We start from the raw sequence: 20638 nt of genomic DNA, 5'->3' as shown, positions 1-20638 counted from the left end.
TGGGTATGCGTGCACGTCAATTGGGCATTACGTTGGGGTTGGGCATGCCCGGCGAATTGAATGCCATCACCGATGTTCCCGGGGTTCGCGTCGGTCACTCGACGATCAAGGCCTGTGTTGACGGTAAGCAGGTGCGCACCGGCGTCACGCTGGTCCAGCCGCGAGCCGGGGAAGCGCGGCAGCAACCGTGTTTTGCCGGCTACCACGTGCTCAACGGTAACGGCGACGCCACGGGCCTTGAGTGGATCAGCGAGGCGGGGCTGTTGACCACGCCGATGGCCATCACCAACACCCACAGTATCGGGGTGGTGCGCGACAGCCTGATCGCCCTGGAGCGCGAGCGCCTGGCGGACCCTGCGGTGTACTGGTGCATGCCGGTGGTCATGGAAACCTACGATGGCCTGCTCAACGATATCTGGGGCCAGCACGTGCGCCCAGAGCATGTGCGCCAGGCTCTGGACCAGGCCGAAAGCGGCCCGGTGCAGGAAGGCGCGGTGGGCGGTGGTACCGGCATGATTTGCCACGAGTTCAAGGGCGGCATCGGCACGGCGTCACGGCGGTTGCCAGCAGAGCAGGGCGGCTGGACTGTCGGCGTACTGGTGCAGGCCAACCATGGCAAGCGCCAGGAGCTGCGGGTCGATGGCTACCCGGTGGGCCGTCACTTGATGGGCATTGCTTCGCCCTTTGCCGAGCGAGGCACCCCTGGCATGGGCTCCATCGTGGTGATCATCGCCACGGACGCCCCCTTGCTGCCCCACCAATGCCAGCGCCTGGCGCAGCGCGCGTCCATCGGCATCGCGCGTACCGGCGGCGGCACCGAAGATTCCAGCGGCGACCTGTTCCTGGCGTTTGCCACCGGTAACCGTGATTTGCCACCGGCCGACTATGGGCGCAAGGACCTGCCCCTCAGCACCGGGTTGCAGATGGTCAACAACGACCATATTTCGCCGCTGTTCAGCGCGGCGGCAGAGGTGGTGGAGGAGGCGATCATCAACGCCATTCTGGCAGGTGAAGACATGACCACCCAAGACGGCGTCGAGGTGCCGGGCCTGGCTGGCGAGACCCTCTTGGCAGCGCTGCAACAGTGTGGCTGGAGTATGTCCCGGTAATGGGGGACAGCGCACTTTAATAGTGCGAATAGTGGCTCTTTAATGTTGCTAATGACACCGTGACAATATATTGGATCCATTAATCAAGTGAGCCGTTCGCTTAGAGCGGCTTTACTTGTATTTAATATTTAAATAGTGGTGTGCGCCGATTCGGCCACATAAACGCAACGGCCCCCAATAAACACTGCGTGGGACTTCTGCAACTTGAACCTGCGTCACAATTGTGCGATGGAAATAGATGTAGACGAAAGATTTCAAGTTGTGTCAGTTTTCTTACGCCTTCAAAAGAGGTGAGTGATAGGACTATCCTCGCCCGCGAGGTTCCTATCGAACAAAGACTGATGCACTTGCAAACAAGGAAGTACGTTTATGTCAAAAGTAAAAGACAAGGCTATTGTATCTGCCGCGCAAGCCAGCACTGCTTACTCGCAAATCGATAGCTTCAGCCATTTGTATGACCGTGGCGGTAATCTCACGGTCAATGGCAAACCGTCCTACACCGTGGACCAGGCAGCGACCCAGCTGCTGCGGGATGGTGCTGCGTACCGGGACTTTGATGGCAACGGCAAGATCGATCTGACCTACACCTTCCTCACCTCGGCTACCCAGAGCACCATGAACAAACATGGCATCTCCGGGTTCAGCCAATTCAACACCCAGCAGAAAGCACAGGCCGCACTGGCCATGCAATCCTGGGCGGATGTTGCCAACGTGACCTTTACCGAAAAGGCTTCCGGCGGTGACGGCCACATGACCTTCGGCAACTACAGCAGCGGCCAGGACGGCGCCGCGGCCTTCGCTTACCTGCCCGGTACCGGTGCAGGCTACGACGGCACTTCGTGGTACCTGACCAACAATAGCTACACGCCGAACAAGACCCCGGACCTGAACAACTATGGCCGGCAGACCCTGACCCACGAAATCGGCCACACCCTGGGCCTGGCTCACCCTGGCGACTACAACGCCGGGAACGGCAACCCGACCTATAACGACGCAACCTATGGACAGGACACGCGTGGCTATAGCCTCATGAGTTACTGGAGCGAGAGCAACACCAACCAGAACTTCAGCAAGGGCGGCGTCGAGGCTTACGCTTCCGGCCCGCTGATCGACGATATCGCCGCGATCCAGAAGCTCTACGGTGCCAACTTCAACACCCGCGCCACGGACACCACTTACGGGTTCAACTCCAACACCGGGCGTGATTTCCTCAGCGCCACGTCCAATGCCGACAAGCTGGTGTTTTCGGTATGGGACGGTGGCGGCAACGACACCCTGGACTTCTCCGGTTTCACCCAGAACCAGAAGATCAACCTCACTGCCACCTCGTTCTCTGATGTGGGCGGCCTGGTGGGCAACGTGTCCATCGCCAAGGGCGTCACCATCGAGAACGCGTTCGGCGGTTCGGGTAACGACCTGATCATTGGTAACCAGGTTGCCAACACCATCAAGGGCGGGGCCGGCAACGACCTCATCTACGGCGGCGGCGGTGCAGACCAGCTGTGGGGCGGCGCTGGCAGCGACACTTTCGTGTACGGTGCCAGTTCCGACTCCAAGCCAGGGGCTGCGGACAAGATCTTCGACTTCACCTCCGGTTCGGACAAGATCGACCTGTCCGGTATCACCAAGGGTGCGGGCGTGACCTTTGTCAACGCATTTACCGGGCATGCCGGCGATGCTGTACTGACCTATGCCTCAGGTACCAACCTGGGCACCTTGGCGGTGGACTTCTCCGGGCACGGCGTGGCGGATTTCCTCGTCACCACCGTTGGCCAGGCGGCTGCCAGTGACATCGTAGCCTGATGTAAAGCGCGCGGCGCTTCGGCGCCGCGCTCCAGGCTGGAGTTGGATATGCCACGTTTTTCCCCTTTGATCGCCTGTGTTGTGCAGGTGTTGTTCGTGTCGGCAGGAGCCCACGCAATGGCTAGCAGTCTTGTATTACCCACTTCCGCGCAGCTTGCCGGGCAGTGGGAACTGAAGCAGCAGGATCAGGTGTGCGCGCTCAAGTTAGTGGAGCAAGCCAACGTCTTGGAAGGCGATATCGCCTGTGCCGAGCAATGGCTGGGCGACAAGCCGCTGACGTGGTCGCCCACCCCGGATGGTATCTGGCTGTTTAACGCTGATGGCTCAGGGATCACCCATTTGAATCGCCAGAAAGAGGGCGACTATCAAGCCCGCACTAAAGCTGGCGAAGTTGTAACGCTGCAACGTAAACCTTAATTAAAAGTTATAAGCATATAACTCGATTTGTTAGGCGGCCGTACCCTACTTGGTAGGGGAGACCCTTTTGCGTAATTCGCTGCAAGGAAAAACAATTAATATGGCGAAGTCCCATGGGGTGGCGCCCTTATTCAGGGCGCTGGGTGAATACAAGAGTATTTTGATCAGCGTTGGCTGTTTCACGGCATTGATTAACCTGTTAATGCTGGTGCCCTCGATTTACATGCTGCAAGTGTATGACCGTGTGCTGTCCTCCCAGAATGAAACCACCCTGGTGATGTTGACGCTGATGGTCGTGGGCTTCTTTGCGTTTATCGGCCTGCTGGAAGTGGTGCGCAGCTTCATCGTGATCCGCATTGGCAGCCAGTTGGAGCGACGTTTCAACTTGCGCGTGTACAAGGCCGCCTTCGAGCGCAACTTGCAGCGTGGCCAGGGGCATGCCGGGCAATCCTTGGGCGACCTGACCGCTTTGCGCCAATTCATCACGGGGCCTGCGCTGTTCGCATTCTTTGATGCGCCATGGTTCCCGATCTACCTGTTCGTGATTTTCCTGTTCAACGTGTGGCTCGGCGTGCTGGCCACGGCCGGCGCGGTACTGTTGATTGGCCTGGCGTGCCTTAACGAATACCTGACCAAAAAGCCATTGGGCGAGGCCAGCGGTTTTTCGCAGCAGTCGACCCAACTGGCCACCAGCCATTTGCACAACGCCGAAACCATCCAGGCCATGGGCATGCTAGGCGCACTGCGCCAACGCTGGTTTGGCGTGCATTCTCAGTTCCTGGGTTTGCAGAACAAGGCTAGCGACACCGGTTCGATCATCACCTCGTTGAGCAAATCCCTGCGCCTGTGCCTGCAATCCTTGGTGCTGGGCCTGGGCGCCTACCTGGTGATCAAGGGCGACATGACCGCCGGGATGATGATCGCAGGCTCCATCTTGATGGGCCGCGTACTCAGCCCCATCGACCAATTGATTGCAGTGTGGAAGCAATGGAGCTCGGCCAAGCTGGCCTACCAGCGCCTCGACGAACTGCTGCGCGAATTCCCGCCAGAGGTCGAGCACATGGCTTTGCCTGCGCCCCACGGCCAGGTCAGTTTCGAGCAGGTCAGCGCCGGCCCGCCGGGGCGACGCATGGCGACCCTGCATCAGGTCAGCTTCAGCCTGGCTGCCGGTGAAGTGCTGGGCGTGCTGGGCGCGTCGGGCTCCGGCAAGTCCACCCTGGCTCGCGTGCTGGTGGGCGTATGGCCGACCCTGGCCGGCACCGTGCGCCTGGACGGCGCGGATATTCACCGCTGGAACCGCGACGACCTCGGCCCGCATATCGGCTATTTGCCCCAGGACATCGAGCTGTTCAGCGGCAGCATCGCCGATAACATCGCGCGCTTTCGCGAGGCCGACCCGGAGCTGGTGGTCAAGGCCGCACAACAGGCCGGTGTGCATGAATTGATCCTGCGCCTGCCCCAAGGCTACGACACCGTGCTGGGCGACAACGGCGGTGGCTTGTCCGGCGGCCAGAAACAACGGGTCGCCCTGGCCCGCGCCCTGTACGGCGGGCCGCGGCTGATCGTGCTGGACGAACCCAACTCCAACCTCGACACCGTCGGCGAAGCCGCATTGGCCAGCGCCATCATGCAGATGAAAGCCCAGGGCAGCAGCGTGGTGCTGGTCACCCATCGTTCCTCGGCATTGGCCCAAGCCGATAAGTTGCTAGTGCTCGGCGAAGGCCAACTGCAAGCGTTCGGGCCCAGCCAAGAGGTGCTGCGGGCGTTGTCCGGGCAGCAGGAAGCTCCGAAAGAAAAAACCGGTGTCAGTTTCAGTCGTCAGTACCAGGCCGGAAGGAATCCAGGCGCATGAGCAGCCTTACCGTTGAACCTCAAATCAAAGAACGCGATGCCGGCTTTTTCGTAAAAATGGGCTGGGTGATCACCATTGTTGGTGCCGGTGGGTTTTTCCTCTGGGCCAGCCTTGCACCGTTGGACCAAGGCATCCCGGTACAAGGCACCGTGGTGGTGTCGGGCAAGCGCAAGGCGGTACAAACCTTCAGCCCCGGCGTGGTCAGCCGCATCCTGGTAAAAGAGGGCGAACTGGTCAAGCAAGGCCAGCCGCTGTTCCGTCTTGACCAGACCCAGAACCAGGCCGATGTGCAATCGCTGCAAGCCCAGTACCGCATGGCCTGGGCCAGCGTGGCGCGCTGGCAGAGCGAGCGTGACAACCTGCCCGGTATTACCTTTCCTGCTGAGCTGAGCGCCAATCCCGATTCGGCCCTGATGCTGGTGCTGGAAGGTCAGCGCCAGTTGTTCAGCAGCCGTCGCGACGCGTTTGCCCGTGAACAAGCCGGGATCCGCGCCAGCATCGAAGGCGCCACGTCGCAGTTGAGCGGCATGCGCCGTGCCCGCAGTGACTTGACCGCCCAGGCCCAATCCCTGCGCGCGCAACTGAGCAACCTGCAACCTTTGGCCGACAACGGCTATATCCCGCGCAACCGCCTGATGGACTATCAGCGCCAGTTGTCCCAGGTGCAGCAGGACCTGGCGCAAAACGCCGGGGAAAGCGGCCGGATAGAGCAGGGCATTGTCGAATCGCGCCTCAAGTTACAGCAGCACAGCGAGGAGTATCAGAAGGAAGTGCGCAGCCAACTGGCCGACGCGCAACTGCGCGCCCTGACCCTGGAGCAGCAACTGACCTCCGCCGGCTTCAACCTGCAACACAGCGAGATCAACGCGCCGGCCGATGGCATTGCGGTCAACCTCAGCGTGCATACCGAAGGCGCCGTGGTGCGCGCCGGTGAAACCCTGTTGGAGATTGTGCCCCAGGGCACACGCCTGGAAGTGGAAGGGCATTTGCCTGTACATCTGGTAGACAAGGTCGGCACACACTTGCCGGTCGACATCCTCTTCACCGCCTTCAACCAAAGCCGCACGCCACGGGTGCCGGGCGAAGTCAGCCTGATCTCCGCCGACCAGATGCTCGACGAAAAAACCGGTGCGCCTTACTACGTGCTGCGCACCAGCGTGAGCGAGGCGGCGATGGAAAAACTCAACGGCCTGGTGATCAAGCCCGGTATGCCCGCCGAGATGTTCGTACGCACCGGCGAGCGTTCCTTGCTCAATTACCTGTTCAAGCCGCTGCTGGACCGCGCCGGCTCCGCGTTGACTGAGGAATGAGCATGAAGCCAGTGTTCATTTCGCTGTTGCTGGTGTGTGGCAGTGCCGAGGCCGCGATGGGGCCCTTCGATGTTTACGAGCAGGCGCTGCGCAACGACCCGGTGTTCCTGGGCGCCATCAAGGAGCGCGACGCCGGCCTGGAAAACCGCACCATTGGCCGCGCCGGGCTGCTGCCGAGGCTGTCTTACAACTACAACAAGGGCCGCAACAACTCCGAGGCGCACCTGCCTGACGGGCGCGGTGGCAGCTATCGCGACGACCGCAACTACAACAGCTATGGCTCCACCTTCAGCCTGCAACAGCCGCTGTTCGACTACGAAGCCTATGCCAACTACCGCAAGGGCGTAGCCCAGGCACTGTTCGCCGATGAAAGCTTTCGGGACAAGAGCCAGGCGTTGCTGGTGCGGGTGTTGAGCTATTACACCCAGGCGCTGTTTGCCCAGGACCAGATCGACATCGCCAGGGCCAAGAAGAAGGCGTTCGAACAACAGTTCCAGCAGAACCGGCATCTGTTCCAGCAAGGCGAGGGCACTCGCACCGATATCCTGGAAGCCGAGTCGCGCTATGAGCTGGCCACCGCCGAAGAGATCCAGGCCCTGGATGAGCAGGACGCCTCGCTCCGGGAGCTGGGCGCGTTGATCGGCGTGCAAAGCGTCAACATCAACGACCTGGCACCGCTGAACCAGAGCTTTGCCGCGTTCACCCTGACCCCGGCCAACTACGACACCTGGCATGAGTTGGCGCTGACCAACAACCCTGTGCTGGCGTCGCAACGCCAGTCCCTGGAAGTGGCGCGCTATGAAGTGGAACGCAACCGCGCCGGGCATTTGCCGCGAATCACCGCGTATGCCACCTCGCGCAAGCAGGAGTCCGACAGCGGCAACACTTATAACCAGCGCTACGACACCAACACCATCGGCGTCGAAGTGAGCATGCCGCTGTATGCCGGTGGCGGTATCTCGGCTTCCACCCGCCAGGCCAGCCGTGCGATGGAGCAGGCCGAATACGAGCTGGAGGGCAAGACCCGCGAAACCCTGATCGAACTGCGTCGCCAGTTCAGCGCGTGCTTGTCAGGCGTGAGCAAGTTGCGCGCCTATCAGAAAGCGCTGGCATCCGCGGAGGCGCTGGTGGTGTCGACCAAGCAAAGCATTCTCGGCGGCGAACGCGTCAACCTCGACGCACTGAACGCCGAACAGCAGTTGTACAGCACCCGCCGCGACCTGGCCCAGGCGCGTTATGACTACTTGATGGCCTGGACCAAATTGCACTACTACGCGGGCAACTTGCGCGATACCGACTTGGCCAAAGTGGACGAAGCCTTCGGCCCGGATGGAAAACTGTAGGAGCGCGTGTTTTGTGGCGAGGGCGCTTGCTCCCGCTCGACAGCGAAGCTGGAGCCGGCTTTTTTAGGGAGCGCTTCGCACTCCAGCGGGAGCAAGCTCCCTCGCCACAGGGCAGGGAATAACAATAATAGGGAGTGTGCACATGATCACCGATTCACCGCGTTTCAAACCCTTCACCGCAGGTTCCTTGCTCTTGCTGTCCGTTGCGGCACAGGCGCAATACACCGAGACCGGCCAGCCGGGTAACCCCGCCAGTTGGCGCTCGGCCGAGTACCAGAGCGACTGGGGCCTGGGCCGCATGAAAGCCGATGAAGCCTACGCCGCCGGGATCAGCGGCCAAGGCGTGAAAATCGGCGCGCTGGACTCAGGGTTCGATGCCAATCACCCCGAAGCCTCCAATGACCGTTTCCACCCGGTCACTGCCACTGGCACCTATGTCGATGGCAGCGCCTTCACCACCACGGGCGCGCTCAACCCGAACAATGATTCCCACGGCACCCACGTCACCGGCACCATGGGCGCCGCCCGCGACGGCGTGGGCATGCATGGCGTGGCCTACAACGCGCAAGTTTTTGTGGGCAACACCAACGCCAACGACAGCTTCCTGTTCGGCCCCGCCCCTGACCCCAAATACTTCAAGACCGTGTACACCGCTTTGGTGGACTCCGGCGTGCGCGCCATCAACAACAGCTGGGGCAGCCAGCCCAAGGACGTCAGTTACCAGACTCTGGATAACATGCACGCGGCGTACGCCCAGCATTACAACCGTGGCACCTGGCTGGACGCGGCAGCGGACGTGGCCAAGGCTGGCGTGATCAATGTGTTCAGCGCCGGCAACAGCGGCTATGCCAACGCGAGCGTGCGCTCGGCCTTGCCGTATTTCCAGCCGGAACTGGAAGGCCACTGGCTTGCCGTGTCCGGGTTGGATAAGGCCAATAACCAGAAATACAACAAATGCGGCGTCGCCAAGTACTGGTGTATTTCTACCCCCGGCGCGCTGATCAACAGCACCATTCCTGACGGGGGTTATGGGGTCAAGTCCGGCACCTCGATGGCAGCGCCCCATGCCACCGGCGCGTTGGCGCTGGTGATGGAACGTTATCCCTACATGACCAACGAGCAAGCCTTGCAGGTGCTGCTGACCACCGCCACGCAGCTCGACGGCTCGATCACCCAGGCGCCCAATGCGATTGTCGGCTGGGGTGTGCCTGACCTGGGCCGGGCGATGCATGGCCCTGGGCAATTGCTCGGGCCTATGGAGGTGAACCTGGCCGCCGGGCAGGGCGATGTGTGGAGCAATGGCATCTCCGACCAGGCGCTGCTTCAGCGCCAGGCCGAGGACCGCGCCGAACACACTGCCTGGCAGCAAACCCTGATCGACAAGGGCTGGCAAAACGGCGTCGGCGCGACTGCCAGCCAGCAGGACCAGACCGACTACGCCATCGGCAACGCCCGCGACCAGGCCGCCGCCAACCGCGTGTACGAGGGCAGCCTGGTCAAGGCCGGTGCCGGCAGCCTGGTGCTCAGCGGCGACAGCACCTATCGCGGCGCGACCCTCGTCAACGGCGGTCTGCTGGCCGTCAATGGCTCGCTGGCTTCGGCAGTGACGGTGAATGACAGCGGCACCCTCGGCGGTTCCGGGCGTATTGCCGCGTTGTCTGTAAACAACGGCGGCCGTGTGGCCCCGGGCAATTCCGTGGGCACCTTGCAAGTGGCAGGGGACGTAAACCTCGGCGCCGGCTCTACCTATGCCGTGGAGCTGACGCCCACCAGCAGTGACCGCATTGTTGCCGGCGGCCAGGCGGTTCTGGGCGGCGGCACGGTCACGCTGGCGCTGGAAAACAGCCCGACCTTGCTCAGCCAGAGCCAGGCCCAAAGCCTGATTGGCCGGCAGTACTCGATTCTCGAGGCGGCGGGCGGTATCCAGGGCCAGTTCGGGCAAGTACTGCCCAACTACCTGTTCCTCGGTGGCACCCTTGACTACGCCGCCAATGCCGTGCAACTGAATGTTGGGCGCAATGGCGCCAGCTTCGCCAGCGTCGGCGCCACCCGCAACCAGCGCAACGTTGCGGCGGCGGCCGAGCAATTGGGCGCTGGCAACCCAGTGTTTGAAAGCCTGCTGCAGTCGCAGTCAGTCGCCACCGCCCAGCAGGGTTTGCAGCAACTGTCCGGGGAAATCTACCCCGCCGTGGGTGCGATGCTGATCAACGACAGCCTGCAACTGCGTAATGCCGTGGGCGAGCGCCTGCGCCATGTGCCAGTGACCGGTGAAAGCAACCTGTGGTTCAAGGCGCTGGGCGCCTGGGGCAAGACCGACAGCCGCACTGAAACGGCGGGTTCCACCACCTCCATCGGTGGCCTGTTGGCGGGCGTGGATGGCGCGCTGGATGAGCAGACCCGCGTAGGTGTGGTTGCCGGTTACAGCGACAGTTCCTTGAACATGGGCAGCGGTACCCATTCATCGGCGTCCATCGACAGCTACCACTTTGGCGCGTACGCCGGGCGCGAGCTGGGTGACTGGCGCCTGAGCGTCGGCGGTGCCTACAGCTGGCATCGCGGCGACGTGAAGCGCGACCTGCAATGGGGTGATGTCAGCGGCAAGCAAAAAAAATCCAAGCTGGACGCGACCACGGCGCAGGTCTTCACCGAAGCCGCGTACCGCATCCGCCTGCAGGCGGTGGCCCTGGAGCCGTTCGCCAACCTGGCCTATGTGCATCTGAACAGCGAGTCCTTCCACGAAAAAGGCGACGCCGCTGCCCTGGAACGCGGCAGCGACCGGCGTGATGCAGTGCTCAGCACCCTTGGCGTGCGTGCCCTGAAAACCCTGGCCCTCAATGACCACCAGCAACTGGACCTGTCCGGTTCGTTGGGCTGGCAACACAGCCTGACGGCGGTGGAGTCAGAGGAGCACCTGGCGTTTGTCGCCGGCGGGCCTTCATTTGCGGTGCGCAGTGCACCGTTGCTGCGCGATGCCGCCCTGGTGGGCGTGCAGGCCAGCCTGGCGCTGAATGCATCGACACGGGTCAACCTGGATTACAACGGCCAATTGGGTGGGCGCGCGAAAACCCAGGGCGTGGGTTTGAGCCTGAACTGGCAGTTCTGAAGACACCGCGAACCTGATCGTTCCCACGCTCCGCGTGGTAACGCCTCTTGTGACGCTCCGCGTCACGCTTTGGGACGCAGAGCGTCCGGGGCCGCATTCCCACGCGGAGCATGGGAACGATCAGCGGCGGTGTTCTGGAGAAAGTGATTTACACACGTGCAATAAGAAAACTAAGGAAGGTCACCGTGAAAAAACGCAAGTCAGGGTTAACTACCGCCATCCACACAGGCCCGGGCTATCCGCTCAAGGCGCTGAGCTGCGTGCCATACGGCGCATTGCTGTGTTGCCTGGCAAGCCTGGGGACCGCCCAGGCCGCACCCTATGTGGAAACCGGCAAACTGGGCGACGCCGCCAGCTGGCGCAGCAATGAGTTCAAGGCCGACTGGGGCCTGGGCGCCGTGCACGCCGACACCGCCTATGCGGCCGGCTATACCGGCAAGGGCGTCAAGCTGGGGATCTTCGACCAGCCGGTGTATGCGCCACATCCGGAATTCGCCAGCCCCAACAAAGTGGTGACCATTGTCACCGAGGGCATCCGCCAATACACCGACCCGTATATCCCGGTGAAGGCCGGAGATGCATTCCGTTACGACGGCACTCCGTCCCTGGGCTCCAATGGCAAGCTGGGCAACCACGGCACGCATGTCGGCGGGATTGCTGCGGGTAACCGCGATGGCGGGCCGATGCATGGCGTGGCGTTCAATGCGCAAATCATCAGTGCCGAAAACGGTGACCCGGGCCCGGAAGACGGAATTATCCTGGGCAACGATGGCGCGGTGTACAAAGCCGGTTGGGATGCGCTGGTTGCCAGCGGCGCTCGCATCATCAACAACAGCTGGGGTATCGGCATCGGTGATCAGTACGCCAAGGGCGGGCGCGATCCGGCGTTTCCCAATTTCACCGTCAACGAAGCCCAGGCGCAATTCAACACCATTCGACCGATCCTGGGCACAATCGAAGGGGGGGCTTATCAAGGCGCCATCGATGCGGCCCGCAGCGGTGTGCTGACCATCTTCGCCGCGGGTAATGACTACAACCGTAACAACCCGGATGCCATTTCCGGTCTGGCGTACTTTGTGCCGGAGATTGCCCCGAACTGGCTGTCGGTGGCCGCGTTACAGCAAAACCCGGACACCGCAAGTGCCAACCCCTATGTGATCAGCACCTTCTCGTCGCGCTGTGGCTATGCGGCGAGCTTTTGCGTATCGGCGCCCGGCACCAAGATCTACAGCTCGATCATCAACGGCACCAACCTGGACAACCTCACCAACGACTACGCCAACTTCAACGGCACATCCATGGCCGCGCCTCACGTAGCCGGCAGCGCAGCGGTGCTGATGGAACGCTTCCAATACATGAGCGGCGACCAGATATCCACCGTGCTCAAGACCACCGCCACCGACCTCGGCGCGCCGGGCATCGACTCCCTCTATGGCTGGGGCATGATCAACCTGGGCAAGGCGGTCAACGGCCCAGGGATGTTTATCACCGCCGAGGATATCCCGGCCGAGTTCCGTATCGACGGCGCCTACGGCAGCGGCCAGTTCGTGGCGGACCTGCCGGGCGTCGGCGCGGTGGTGGATGCCGGCAAACCCACCCAGCGTGTGTGCGATGACTTGCACTGCGGGCGGGATGTGTGGAGCAACGACATCTCGGGCCATGGCGGCCTGACCAAGCAGGGCATCGGTACCTTGGTGCTCACCGGCGCCAACACCTACAGCGGGCCGACGCTGGTCAACCAGGGCTTGCTGGCGATCAACGGTTCGGTCACCTCCGACGTCACCGTGAGCCAGAGCGGCGTGGTCGGTGGTTCGGGGCGTATCGGTTCGCTGAGCGCGAAAAGCGGCGGTACTGTGGCACCGGGCAATTCCATTGGCACCTTGAACGTGGCGGGCAACGTCAACTTTGAACCGGGCTCGACCTATGCGGTAGAACTGTCGCCCACCAGCAGCGATCGTATCGTCGCGGGCGGCACGGCCACCCTCAACGGCGGCACCGTGACCCTGGCCCTGGAAAACAGCCCGACCTTGTTGAGCGCGCCCCAGGCCCAAAGTCTGATTGGCCGCCAATACAACATCCTGCAAGCGGCAGGTGGCGTCACCGGCAGCTTCGCGGCAGTGGTTCCCAACTACCTGTTTGTCGGCGGTACCTTGAACTATGCCGCCAACGGCGTGCAGCTGGATGTGGCACGCACCAACAGCTTCGCCAGTGTGGCCGCCACGCCGAACCAGCGCGCCGTGGCCGCAGCCGTCGAGCAATTGGGCGCGGGCAACGGTGTGTATGAAAGCCTGCTGCTGGCACCCACGGCCGCTTCGGCCCAGGGCGCGTTTCAGCAACTGAGTGGGGAAGTCTACCCGGCGCTGGAAACCGCACTGGTCAATGACAGCCGCTACGTACGCGAAGCGGTGGGCGAGCGTCTGCGCAATGGCGAGATGGGCGCTACCAGCCAAGCCATCGACAGCCGTGGCAACGTGTGGGTCAAGGCATTGGGCGCATGGGGCAAGACCGACAGCCGCAACGACACGGCGGGCTACACCACCTCTATCGGCGGCATGCTCGCCGGTGTGGACGGCGCCGTCGATGAGGCCACACGCATTGGCCTGGTGGCCGGTTACAGCGACACGTCGTTGAACATGGGCAGCGGCACCCACAGCCGCGCCTCGGTCGACAGCTACCATTTCGGCGCCTATGCCGGGCATGAAATCGGCGCCTGGCGCCTGAGTGGCGGCGCGACCTACAGCTGGCACCGCGCCGATGTCAAACGCGACCTGCAATACGGCGATGTCAGCGGCAAGCAAAAAGCCAAGGTCGATGCCCACAGTACCCAGGTGTTCACGGAAGCGGCGTACCGCATCAACCTGCAACCACTGGCCCTGGAGCCGTTCGCCAACCTGGCCTACGTGCACCTGGCAACTGACAGCTTCAAAGAGAAGGGCGACGCCGCCGCGCTGAGAAGTGGCGACGACAGCCGTGACCTGGTGCTCAGCACCCTGGGTATGCGGGCCTTGAAGACCTTCAATATCAACGACCATCAGCAACTGGAAGTCTCCGGCACCCTGGGCTGGCAGCACAACCTGAGCAGCACCGATTCGGAACAGCACCTGGCGTTTGCCTCGGGCGGCCCTTCGTTCACGGTGGAAAGTGCGCCGATGGTGCGCGATGCGGCGTTGGTCGGGGCACGGGTCAGCCTGGCATTGAGCAAGGATGCGCGGGTGAACTTCGATTACAACGGCCTGCTGGCCAGCAAGGAGAAGGTGCACGGTGTCGGCTTGAGCCTGGATTGGGCGTTCTAAAGGCCAGGTGCAGTTGGTTGTGGCGAGGGAGCTTGCTCCCGCTCGGGTGCGCAGCGCCCGCAAGTTTTTGGGGCCGCTGCGCAGCCCAGCGGGAGCAAGCTCCCTCGCCACACAAGCTCGCTCCTACAGGTGGTAACGGATAACAGGTGTTTTGGCTTTCTCTACAAATCCAACAACAGAGAGGCACTACCAATGGGTATCTTTGACTATAAAAACCTCGGTACCGAGGACTCCAAGGCGTTGTTCGCCGATGCTATGGCGATCACGCTGTATTCCTACCACAACCTGGATAACGGCTTTGCCGTCGGCTACCAGAACAATGGCCTCGGGCTGGGGTTGCCGGCCACCCTGGTCAGCGCCCTGATTGGCGGCAGCAATGCCCAAGGGGTCATCCCCGGGATCCCCTGGAACCCCGACTCGGAAAAAGCCGCCCTTGAGGCGGTGCAAGCAGCCGGCTGGACGCCCATCAGCGCCAGTACCCTGGGCTATAGCGGCAAGGTCGATGCGCGCGGCACCTTCTTTGGCGAAAAATTCGGCTACGGCACGGCGCAGGCCGAGGTGCTGGGCAAGTACGATGACGCTGGCAAGCTGCTGGAAATCGGCATCAGTTTCCGCGGCACTTCAGGGCCTCGGGAAAGCGTGATCACTGACTCCATCGGCGATGTGATCAGCGACCTGCTCGCCGCCTTCGGGCCCAAGGATTATGCCAAGAACTACGCGGGGGAAGCCTTTGGCGGCTTGCTCAAGAACGTGGCGGACTTCGCCAGCGCCCAGGGCCTGGGCGGCAATGACGTAGTGGTCAGCGGCCACAGTCTGGGCGGCCTGGCGGTCAACAGCATGGCCGACTTGAGCGACAGTACCTGGTCGGGGTTCTATAAAGACGCCAATTACGTGGCCTACGCATCGCCGACCCAGAGCGCCGGCGACAAGGTGCTTAACGTCGGTTATGAAAACGATCCAGTATTCCGAGCCCTGGATGGCTCGTCATTCAACCTGTCGTCCCTAGGCGTGCACGACAAGGCCCACGAATCGAGCACCGACAACATTGTCAGTTTCAACGATCACTACGCCTCATCCCTGTGGAACGTCCTGCCGTTTTCCATCCTCAACCTGTCCACTTGGGTTTCGCACTTGCCCACCGGTTACGGTGACGGCATGACCCGTATCCTCGACTCGGGGTTCTACGAACAGATGACCCGCGACTCCACGGTGATCGTCGCCAACCTGTCCGACCCGGCACGGGCCACCACCTGGGTGCAAGACCTCAACCGCAATGCCGAGGCGCACAAGGGCAATACCTTCATCATCGGCAGCGACGGCGACGACTTGATCAAAGGCGGCAGGGGCGCGGACTTTATCGAAGGTGGCAAGGGCAATGACACCATCCGCGACAGCAGTGGGCACAACACGTTTTTGTTCAGCGGGCAGTTTGGCAATGACCGGGTGATCGGCTACCAGGCGACGGACAAGCTGGTGTTCAACGACGTGGCGGGCAGCAATGATTACCGCGATCACATCAAGGTGGTGGGCGGGGATACCGTCATTGGCTTTGGGACGGATTCGGTGACGCTGGTGGGTGTGAGCAGTCTGTCGGGGGAGGGGATAGTCATCAGCTAACGCATTCGGTGTGGGAGCTGGCTTGCCTGCGATGGCGGCGGTCGAGACAGCCATGCGGTGACTGAAAAATCGCTATCGCAGGCAAGCCAGCTCCCACATTTGATGGGTTTTGCTAGATGATCATTTTTCCTTACGCACCGTGGCCACATCATCGGCCTTGATACGAATACGCTTGCCGGCAATATCGGTGAACTCGTAGAAGCCGTCGGCGGTCTTGGCGTTGGGCGTGTCCTTGGTCAAATACTGCGTGCCGTTCTGCAAGGTCACCACGGTTTGCGTGGAGCAACCGGCCAATACCAGAAAAGTGAGTGCAACCAGTGGCAGACCCAAATTCTTCATGTTCATAACCCTTACCTTTAACCCTGAAAAGTCCCGCAGCGTCTGCTTGCGGGGCCATAAATATTACGCGATCAACCCACTCATCAGATTGTTTTTTTGCAAAAAGTTGCAGGCGCCATTTATCTATTACTGATTGCAACAACGGCTTTGCCCCGGCACTCTGTATGCATAACCAGTATTTGATTGCATTGCACCATGGCCAACCCCCTCGAAGACCCCTTGTATTACCTGCATAACTTCCGCCAAGTGCTGGTTTGGTTGGGGCAACGCTACGCCGATTTGCTCAATGCGCACGAACAGCAATTCATTCAGCAATTTGACAGGTTGCCCCAGGCCTCCCAGGCGTTGTTGGTGCGCATGGTGATGCGCAAGGGCGTGCATTTTCGCGCCACTAAACTCCATTACCTGGAAATCGGTTGCCCCCATGCGGCGGCGGGGCCATTGCGTGAGCTGGGATGGGTGGAGGATCAAAGCCCGCTGCCGTTTGCCACCCTGTTCGCGCTGCTGCAAAAGAGTGAATTGCTCGGCGCCTTCAAGCCCTGGATCGATCAACCCAAGGGTAACAAGGCCGATTGGCTTGAACCTTTGGCCGCGCAATTTACCGAGTCGCGCAGCTTTGCCCAGTGGTGCCCCGACGTAGACGACGCGCTCTACAGCCTGACGGTAATGGAGTTGTGTGATCGCCTGCGCCTGATGTTCTTCGGCAATCTGCACCAGGACTGGTCGGAATTCGTGCTGGCAGATCTGGGCATCTACACCTATGAAAAAGTCGAGTTCTGCGCCGAGTCGCGTGGGTTACGCAGCCGTGAGGATGTGCACGGGTTTCTGTTCCTGCACCAGTGCCAGCAAGCCTTTGAAGCCGGTGACGCGCTGGATACGGTGTTGGCGCAGGTCGCCACGTTGTGTACCGACAACCCCTGGCTGGAAAAGCGCCGCGCCAAGCTGTTGTTCCAGATTGGCCAGTATTGCGAACGCTGCGCCGAGCTGGCGCTGGCCGAACAGATTTACCGCGGTTGCACGCACCCCGGTGCCCGGGCGCGGCTGATTCGCGTACTGGAGCGCCAGGAGGATTACGCCCAAGCCATGGCCCTGGCGACCGAGGCACAACAGGCCCCACACAGCGCCGCTGAACACCAACAACTGCTAAGGGTAGTGCCGCGCCTGCGGCGCAAACTTGGCGGGCCGGCGCTGCCCAGGGCCAAGCCCCAAGCGGTGGCGCGCCTGGACCTGGCACTGATGCAGGAACCGCTGCTGTCGGTGGAATCCAGTGTGCTGGCGCACCTGAGCGAACCGGATGCGCCCGTGCATTACGTCGAGAATGGCCTGATCAATTCGCTGTTCGGCTTGCTGTGCTGGGAGGCGATTTTCGCCCCGCTGCCGGGGGCGTTCTTCCACCCGTTCCAGCGCGGGCCGGCGGACTTGCACAGCGAGGACTTTTATCAACGCCGAGAAGCCTTGTTTGCCGCGTGCTTTGCACAACTGGAGGATGGTCGCTACAAGGCCAGCATCCGCCAACGCTATGTAGAGAAATGGGGCATTCAGTCGCCTTTTGTGTTCTGGAACCTGCTCAACGAAGAACTGCTGGAGCAAGCCCTGGCCTGCCTGCCCGCCGAACACTTGCGCCATTGGTTTGCGCGCCTGTTGCAGGATATCCGTGCCAACCGGGCCGGGATGCCGGACCTTATCCAGTTCTGGCCCGCGCAAAATACCTATCGCATGATCGAGGTCAAAGGCCCCGGCGACCGTCTGCAAGACAACCAGTTGCGTTGGCTGCAATTCTGCGGCGAGCACCAGATGCCGGTCACCGTCTGTTACGTGCGCTGGGCGGAGCAACCCGCTTGAGTTACAGCGTGGCCGTGCGGGCGTTGTGTGAGTTCACGGCCAAGGTCGGTGACCTCGACCTGCGCTTTACGCCGTCGCCCAGCGCCCAGGAAGGCATCGTCGGCCATCGCACGGTAGCGTCACGGCGCAATGCGCACTACCAGAATGAAGTGGCGCTTGAAGGCGAGTACCAGCAACTCAAAGTACGGGGCAGGGCGGACGGCTATGACCCGGACAGCAACCGCCTCGAAGAGGTGAAGACCTACCGCGGCGACCTCGCTGCCCAGCCCGCCAACCATCGGCAACTGCACTGGGCCCAGGTCAAAGTGTATGGCTGGCTGATGTGCCAGAAGCTCGGGCTCAGTGAGATCGACCTGGCGCTGGTGTACTTCGATATCGTCGTCGAAGGCGAAACCGTGCTCAACCAGCGATTCGATGCGCCAGACCTTGAACAGTTCTTCAACCAACAATGCGCGCTGTTCCTGGACTGGGCCCGGCAGGAGATGCAGCACCGCGCGGCACGCAACGCTGGCGCGCAGAGCCTGGCATTTCCCCATGCCGACTTCCGTACCGGGCAGCGCACCTTGGCCGAGTCGGTCTACAAAGCGGTGTGTACCGGCCGGTGCCTGATGGCCCAGGCGCCCACCGGCATTGGCAAGACCATCGGCACTATCTTCCCGCAGCTCAAGGCCTTGGCGCCGCAGCAACTGGACAAGGTGTTCTTCCTCACCGCCAAGACGCCCGGGCGCAAGCTGGCCCTGGATGCTGCGCAGGTGTTGTACGACAGCAGCCCCGAGCTGTCACTGCGTGTGCTTGAACTGGTGGCCCGGGACAAGGCGTGCGAACACCTGGACAAAGCCTGCCACGGTGATTCCTGCCCGTTGGCCAAGGGCTTTTACGACCGCCTGCCTGCCGCCCGCCAGGCCGCGTCCCAGGTGCGCCTGCTCGATCAACGCAGCCTGCGCAACGTGGCGCTGGCTCATCAGGTTTGCCCGTACTATTTGAGCCAGGAAATGGCGCGCTGGAGCGACCTGATCGTCGCCGACTACAACTATTACTTCGACTTTGGCGCGATGTTGTTCGGCCTCGCCCAGCTCAACCAATGGCAGGTCTCGGTGCTGGTGGATGAAGCCCACAACCTGGTCGAGCGAGCCCGCTCGATGTACAGCGCCAGCCTGGATCAATACAGCCTCAAGACCGTGCGCGACAGCGCACCCGAGGCGCTGAAAAAACCCTTGCAGCGCCTCAACCGTGAGTGGAACGCGTTGCACAAGGATCAACTGGCGCCTTATCAGGCCTACGCCGCCAAACCCGACAAACTGCTCCAGGCCCTGAGTCTGTGCACCAGCGCCATGGGCGATTACTTCAACGATCACCCCGATGCCCTCACCGGTGACCTGCAAGCCTTCTACTTCGACGCGCTGCAATGGGCCAAAGTGGCGGAGCTGTTTAACGAGCACTTTATTTTCGATATCACTAAGCGCTCGTTCACCGCCAAGCGCAGCAGCTCGACCCTGTGCCTGCGCAACGTGGTACCGGCCGAGTTCATCCGGCCCAGGCTGACCGCTGCGCGCAGCAGCGTGTTGTTTTCCGCGACCTTGAGCCCACGGCACTATTACGCCGATTTGCTAGGCCTGCCAGCGGACACCGCCTGGGTCGACGTTGAATCACCGTTCAAGGCCGAGCAGTTGCAGGTGAGCATCGTTGAGCGGATCTCCACGCGGTTCGTGCATCGCCAGGCATCGCTGGAACCCATCGTGGCATTGATCGCCCAGCAGTTCGCCGCGCAACCGGGTAACTATCTGGCGTTTTTCTCCAGCTTCGATTACCTGCAACAGGTCGCGCAGCTACTGGCTGAGCGACACCCACAGATTGCGCTGTGGCTGCAATCCCGAGGTATGGCCGAGGCCGAGCGCCAGGCCTTTCTCGACCAGTTCACCCCGCACAGCCAGGGCATCGGCTTTGCGGTACTGGGCGGAGCGTTCGGCGAAGGCATTGACTTGCCCGGCGCGCGCTTGATCGGCGCGTTTATCGCCACCCTGGGCTTGCCCCAGCTCAACCCGGTGAACGAGCAGATGAAACTGCGCATGGGCGCGATTTTCGGCGCGGGGTACGACTACACGTATCTGTACCCGGGTATTCAAAAAGTCGTGCAGGCGGCGGGGAGGGTGATTCGCAGCCAACAGGATCGAGGGGTGGTGATGTTGATTGATGACCGGTTTGGGGAGCAGCGGGTGCGGCAGTTGTTGCCCAAATGGTGGACACTTAAATGATGGTTCACACCCTGCGCAATCACTCATTCAAGTCTACGGCGCCCGCCCGAGTGAAACTGGTCGAAATCACGTAATTACGAAGTGTGCTGTTGGCGCTATCAAACGCCTGAATCCGGGCATTGGCTACTGTCAGAATTAACAGGTACCGATCCAGGTGCATCCTGCACTACCTGTTAATTCTGACAGTAGGCACGCCGCGATTTCAGGCGTTTGATAGTGGTAAGCCAACAGCGCACGACCGTGAGGATTCTCGCCATGCCCAAGATCAAAACACTTGACCCCCTCTTGCCGCCCATCGTTGTTCCGCTGATGGAACCGGCCATTGATGGTGATATCGAAGGGGCGCATGGCGGTATCG

Annotated in this window: 12 protein-coding genes; 11 read left to right on the top strand and 1 reads right to left on the bottom strand. The window is 61.6% G+C overall.

Annotated features, from left to right (window positions below):
- Positions 1–5 precede the first annotated feature (5 nt).
- The 9 genes from OC445_RS26115 (at position 6) to OC445_RS26075 (ending at position 15847) form a co-directional block, all read left to right on the top strand.
- Positions 6–1109: a P1 family peptidase gene (locus OC445_RS26115; RefSeq protein WP_072448567.1), complete on the top strand. Its 1104-nt coding sequence runs from the start codon at positions 6–8 to the stop codon at positions 1107–1109.
- Positions 1110–1478: 369 nt separating this feature from the next.
- Positions 1479–2912, top strand: coding sequence for a serralysin family metalloprotease (locus OC445_RS26110; RefSeq protein WP_054898106.1), 1434 nt, complete (start codon positions 1479–1481; stop codon positions 2910–2912).
- A 48-nt stretch (positions 2913–2960) separates the two neighbouring features.
- A complete protein-coding gene (locus tag OC445_RS26105; RefSeq protein WP_057977338.1) occupies positions 2961–3329 on the top strand; it encodes an AprI/Inh family metalloprotease inhibitor in 369 nt (122 codons plus the stop codon).
- Positions 3330–3429: 100 nt separating this feature from the next.
- Entirely contained in the window at positions 3430–5181 is a 1752-nt protein-coding gene (locus OC445_RS26100) for a type I secretion system permease/ATPase (RefSeq protein ID WP_262020432.1), read from the top strand.
- Positions 5178–6491, top strand: a complete 1314-nt coding sequence (locus OC445_RS26095; RefSeq protein WP_220383116.1) for an HlyD family type I secretion periplasmic adaptor subunit — start codon at positions 5178–5180, stop codon at positions 6489–6491. Before OC445_RS26100 ends, OC445_RS26095 begins: the two co-directional genes overlap by 4 nt.
- A 2-nt stretch (positions 6492–6493) precedes the next feature.
- Entirely contained in the window at positions 6494–7834 is a 1341-nt protein-coding gene (locus tag OC445_RS26090; protein WP_198791618.1) for a TolC family outer membrane protein, read from the top strand.
- Between the two features lie 142 nt (positions 7835–7976).
- On the top strand, positions 7977–10937 hold the full coding sequence (locus OC445_RS26085; protein WP_198791617.1) for an autotransporter serine protease: 2961 nt from the start codon (positions 7977–7979) through the stop codon (positions 10935–10937).
- Positions 10938–11122: 185 nt separating this feature from the next.
- A complete protein-coding gene (locus OC445_RS26080) occupies positions 11123–14230 on the top strand; it encodes an autotransporter serine protease (protein ID WP_262020431.1) in 3108 nt (1035 codons plus the stop codon).
- 192 nt (positions 14231–14422) lie between these two features.
- The gene (locus OC445_RS26075) at positions 14423–15847 is read left to right on the top strand and encodes a lipase (RefSeq protein ID WP_198791616.1); all 1425 of its coding nucleotides are present in this window, start codon (positions 14423–14425) and stop codon (positions 15845–15847) included.
- Between the two features lie 120 nt (positions 15848–15967).
- Here the strand turns inward: OC445_RS26075 and OC445_RS26070 are convergent, their stop codons facing one another.
- Complete coding sequence (locus OC445_RS26070; protein WP_003191162.1) at positions 15968–16192, bottom strand: YgdI/YgdR family lipoprotein; 225 nt, start codon at positions 16190–16192, stop codon at positions 15968–15970.
- Between the two features lie 189 nt (positions 16193–16381).
- Here OC445_RS26070 and OC445_RS26065 point away from each other — a divergent pair, with 189 nt between their 5' ends.
- Positions 16382–18028 (top strand): VRR-NUC domain-containing protein, encoded by a 1647-nt coding sequence (locus OC445_RS26065; RefSeq protein ID WP_198791615.1) that lies wholly within the window; start codon positions 16382–16384, stop codon positions 18026–18028.
- A complete protein-coding gene (locus tag OC445_RS26060) occupies positions 18025–20280 on the top strand; it encodes an ATP-dependent DNA helicase (RefSeq protein WP_198791614.1) in 2256 nt (751 codons plus the stop codon). The genes OC445_RS26065 and OC445_RS26060 overlap by 4 nt, the downstream gene beginning before the upstream one ends.
- Positions 20281–20638: the final 358 nt, after the last annotated feature.

This window comes from Pseudomonas sp. Pse35 (genome assembly GCF_024519715.1).
Classification (GTDB): Bacteria; Pseudomonadota; Gammaproteobacteria; order Pseudomonadales; family Pseudomonadaceae; genus Aquipseudomonas; species Aquipseudomonas paracarnis.
Note: the sequence above shows the minus strand (reverse complement) of the source record. Positions and strands in the feature narration are given on the sequence as shown.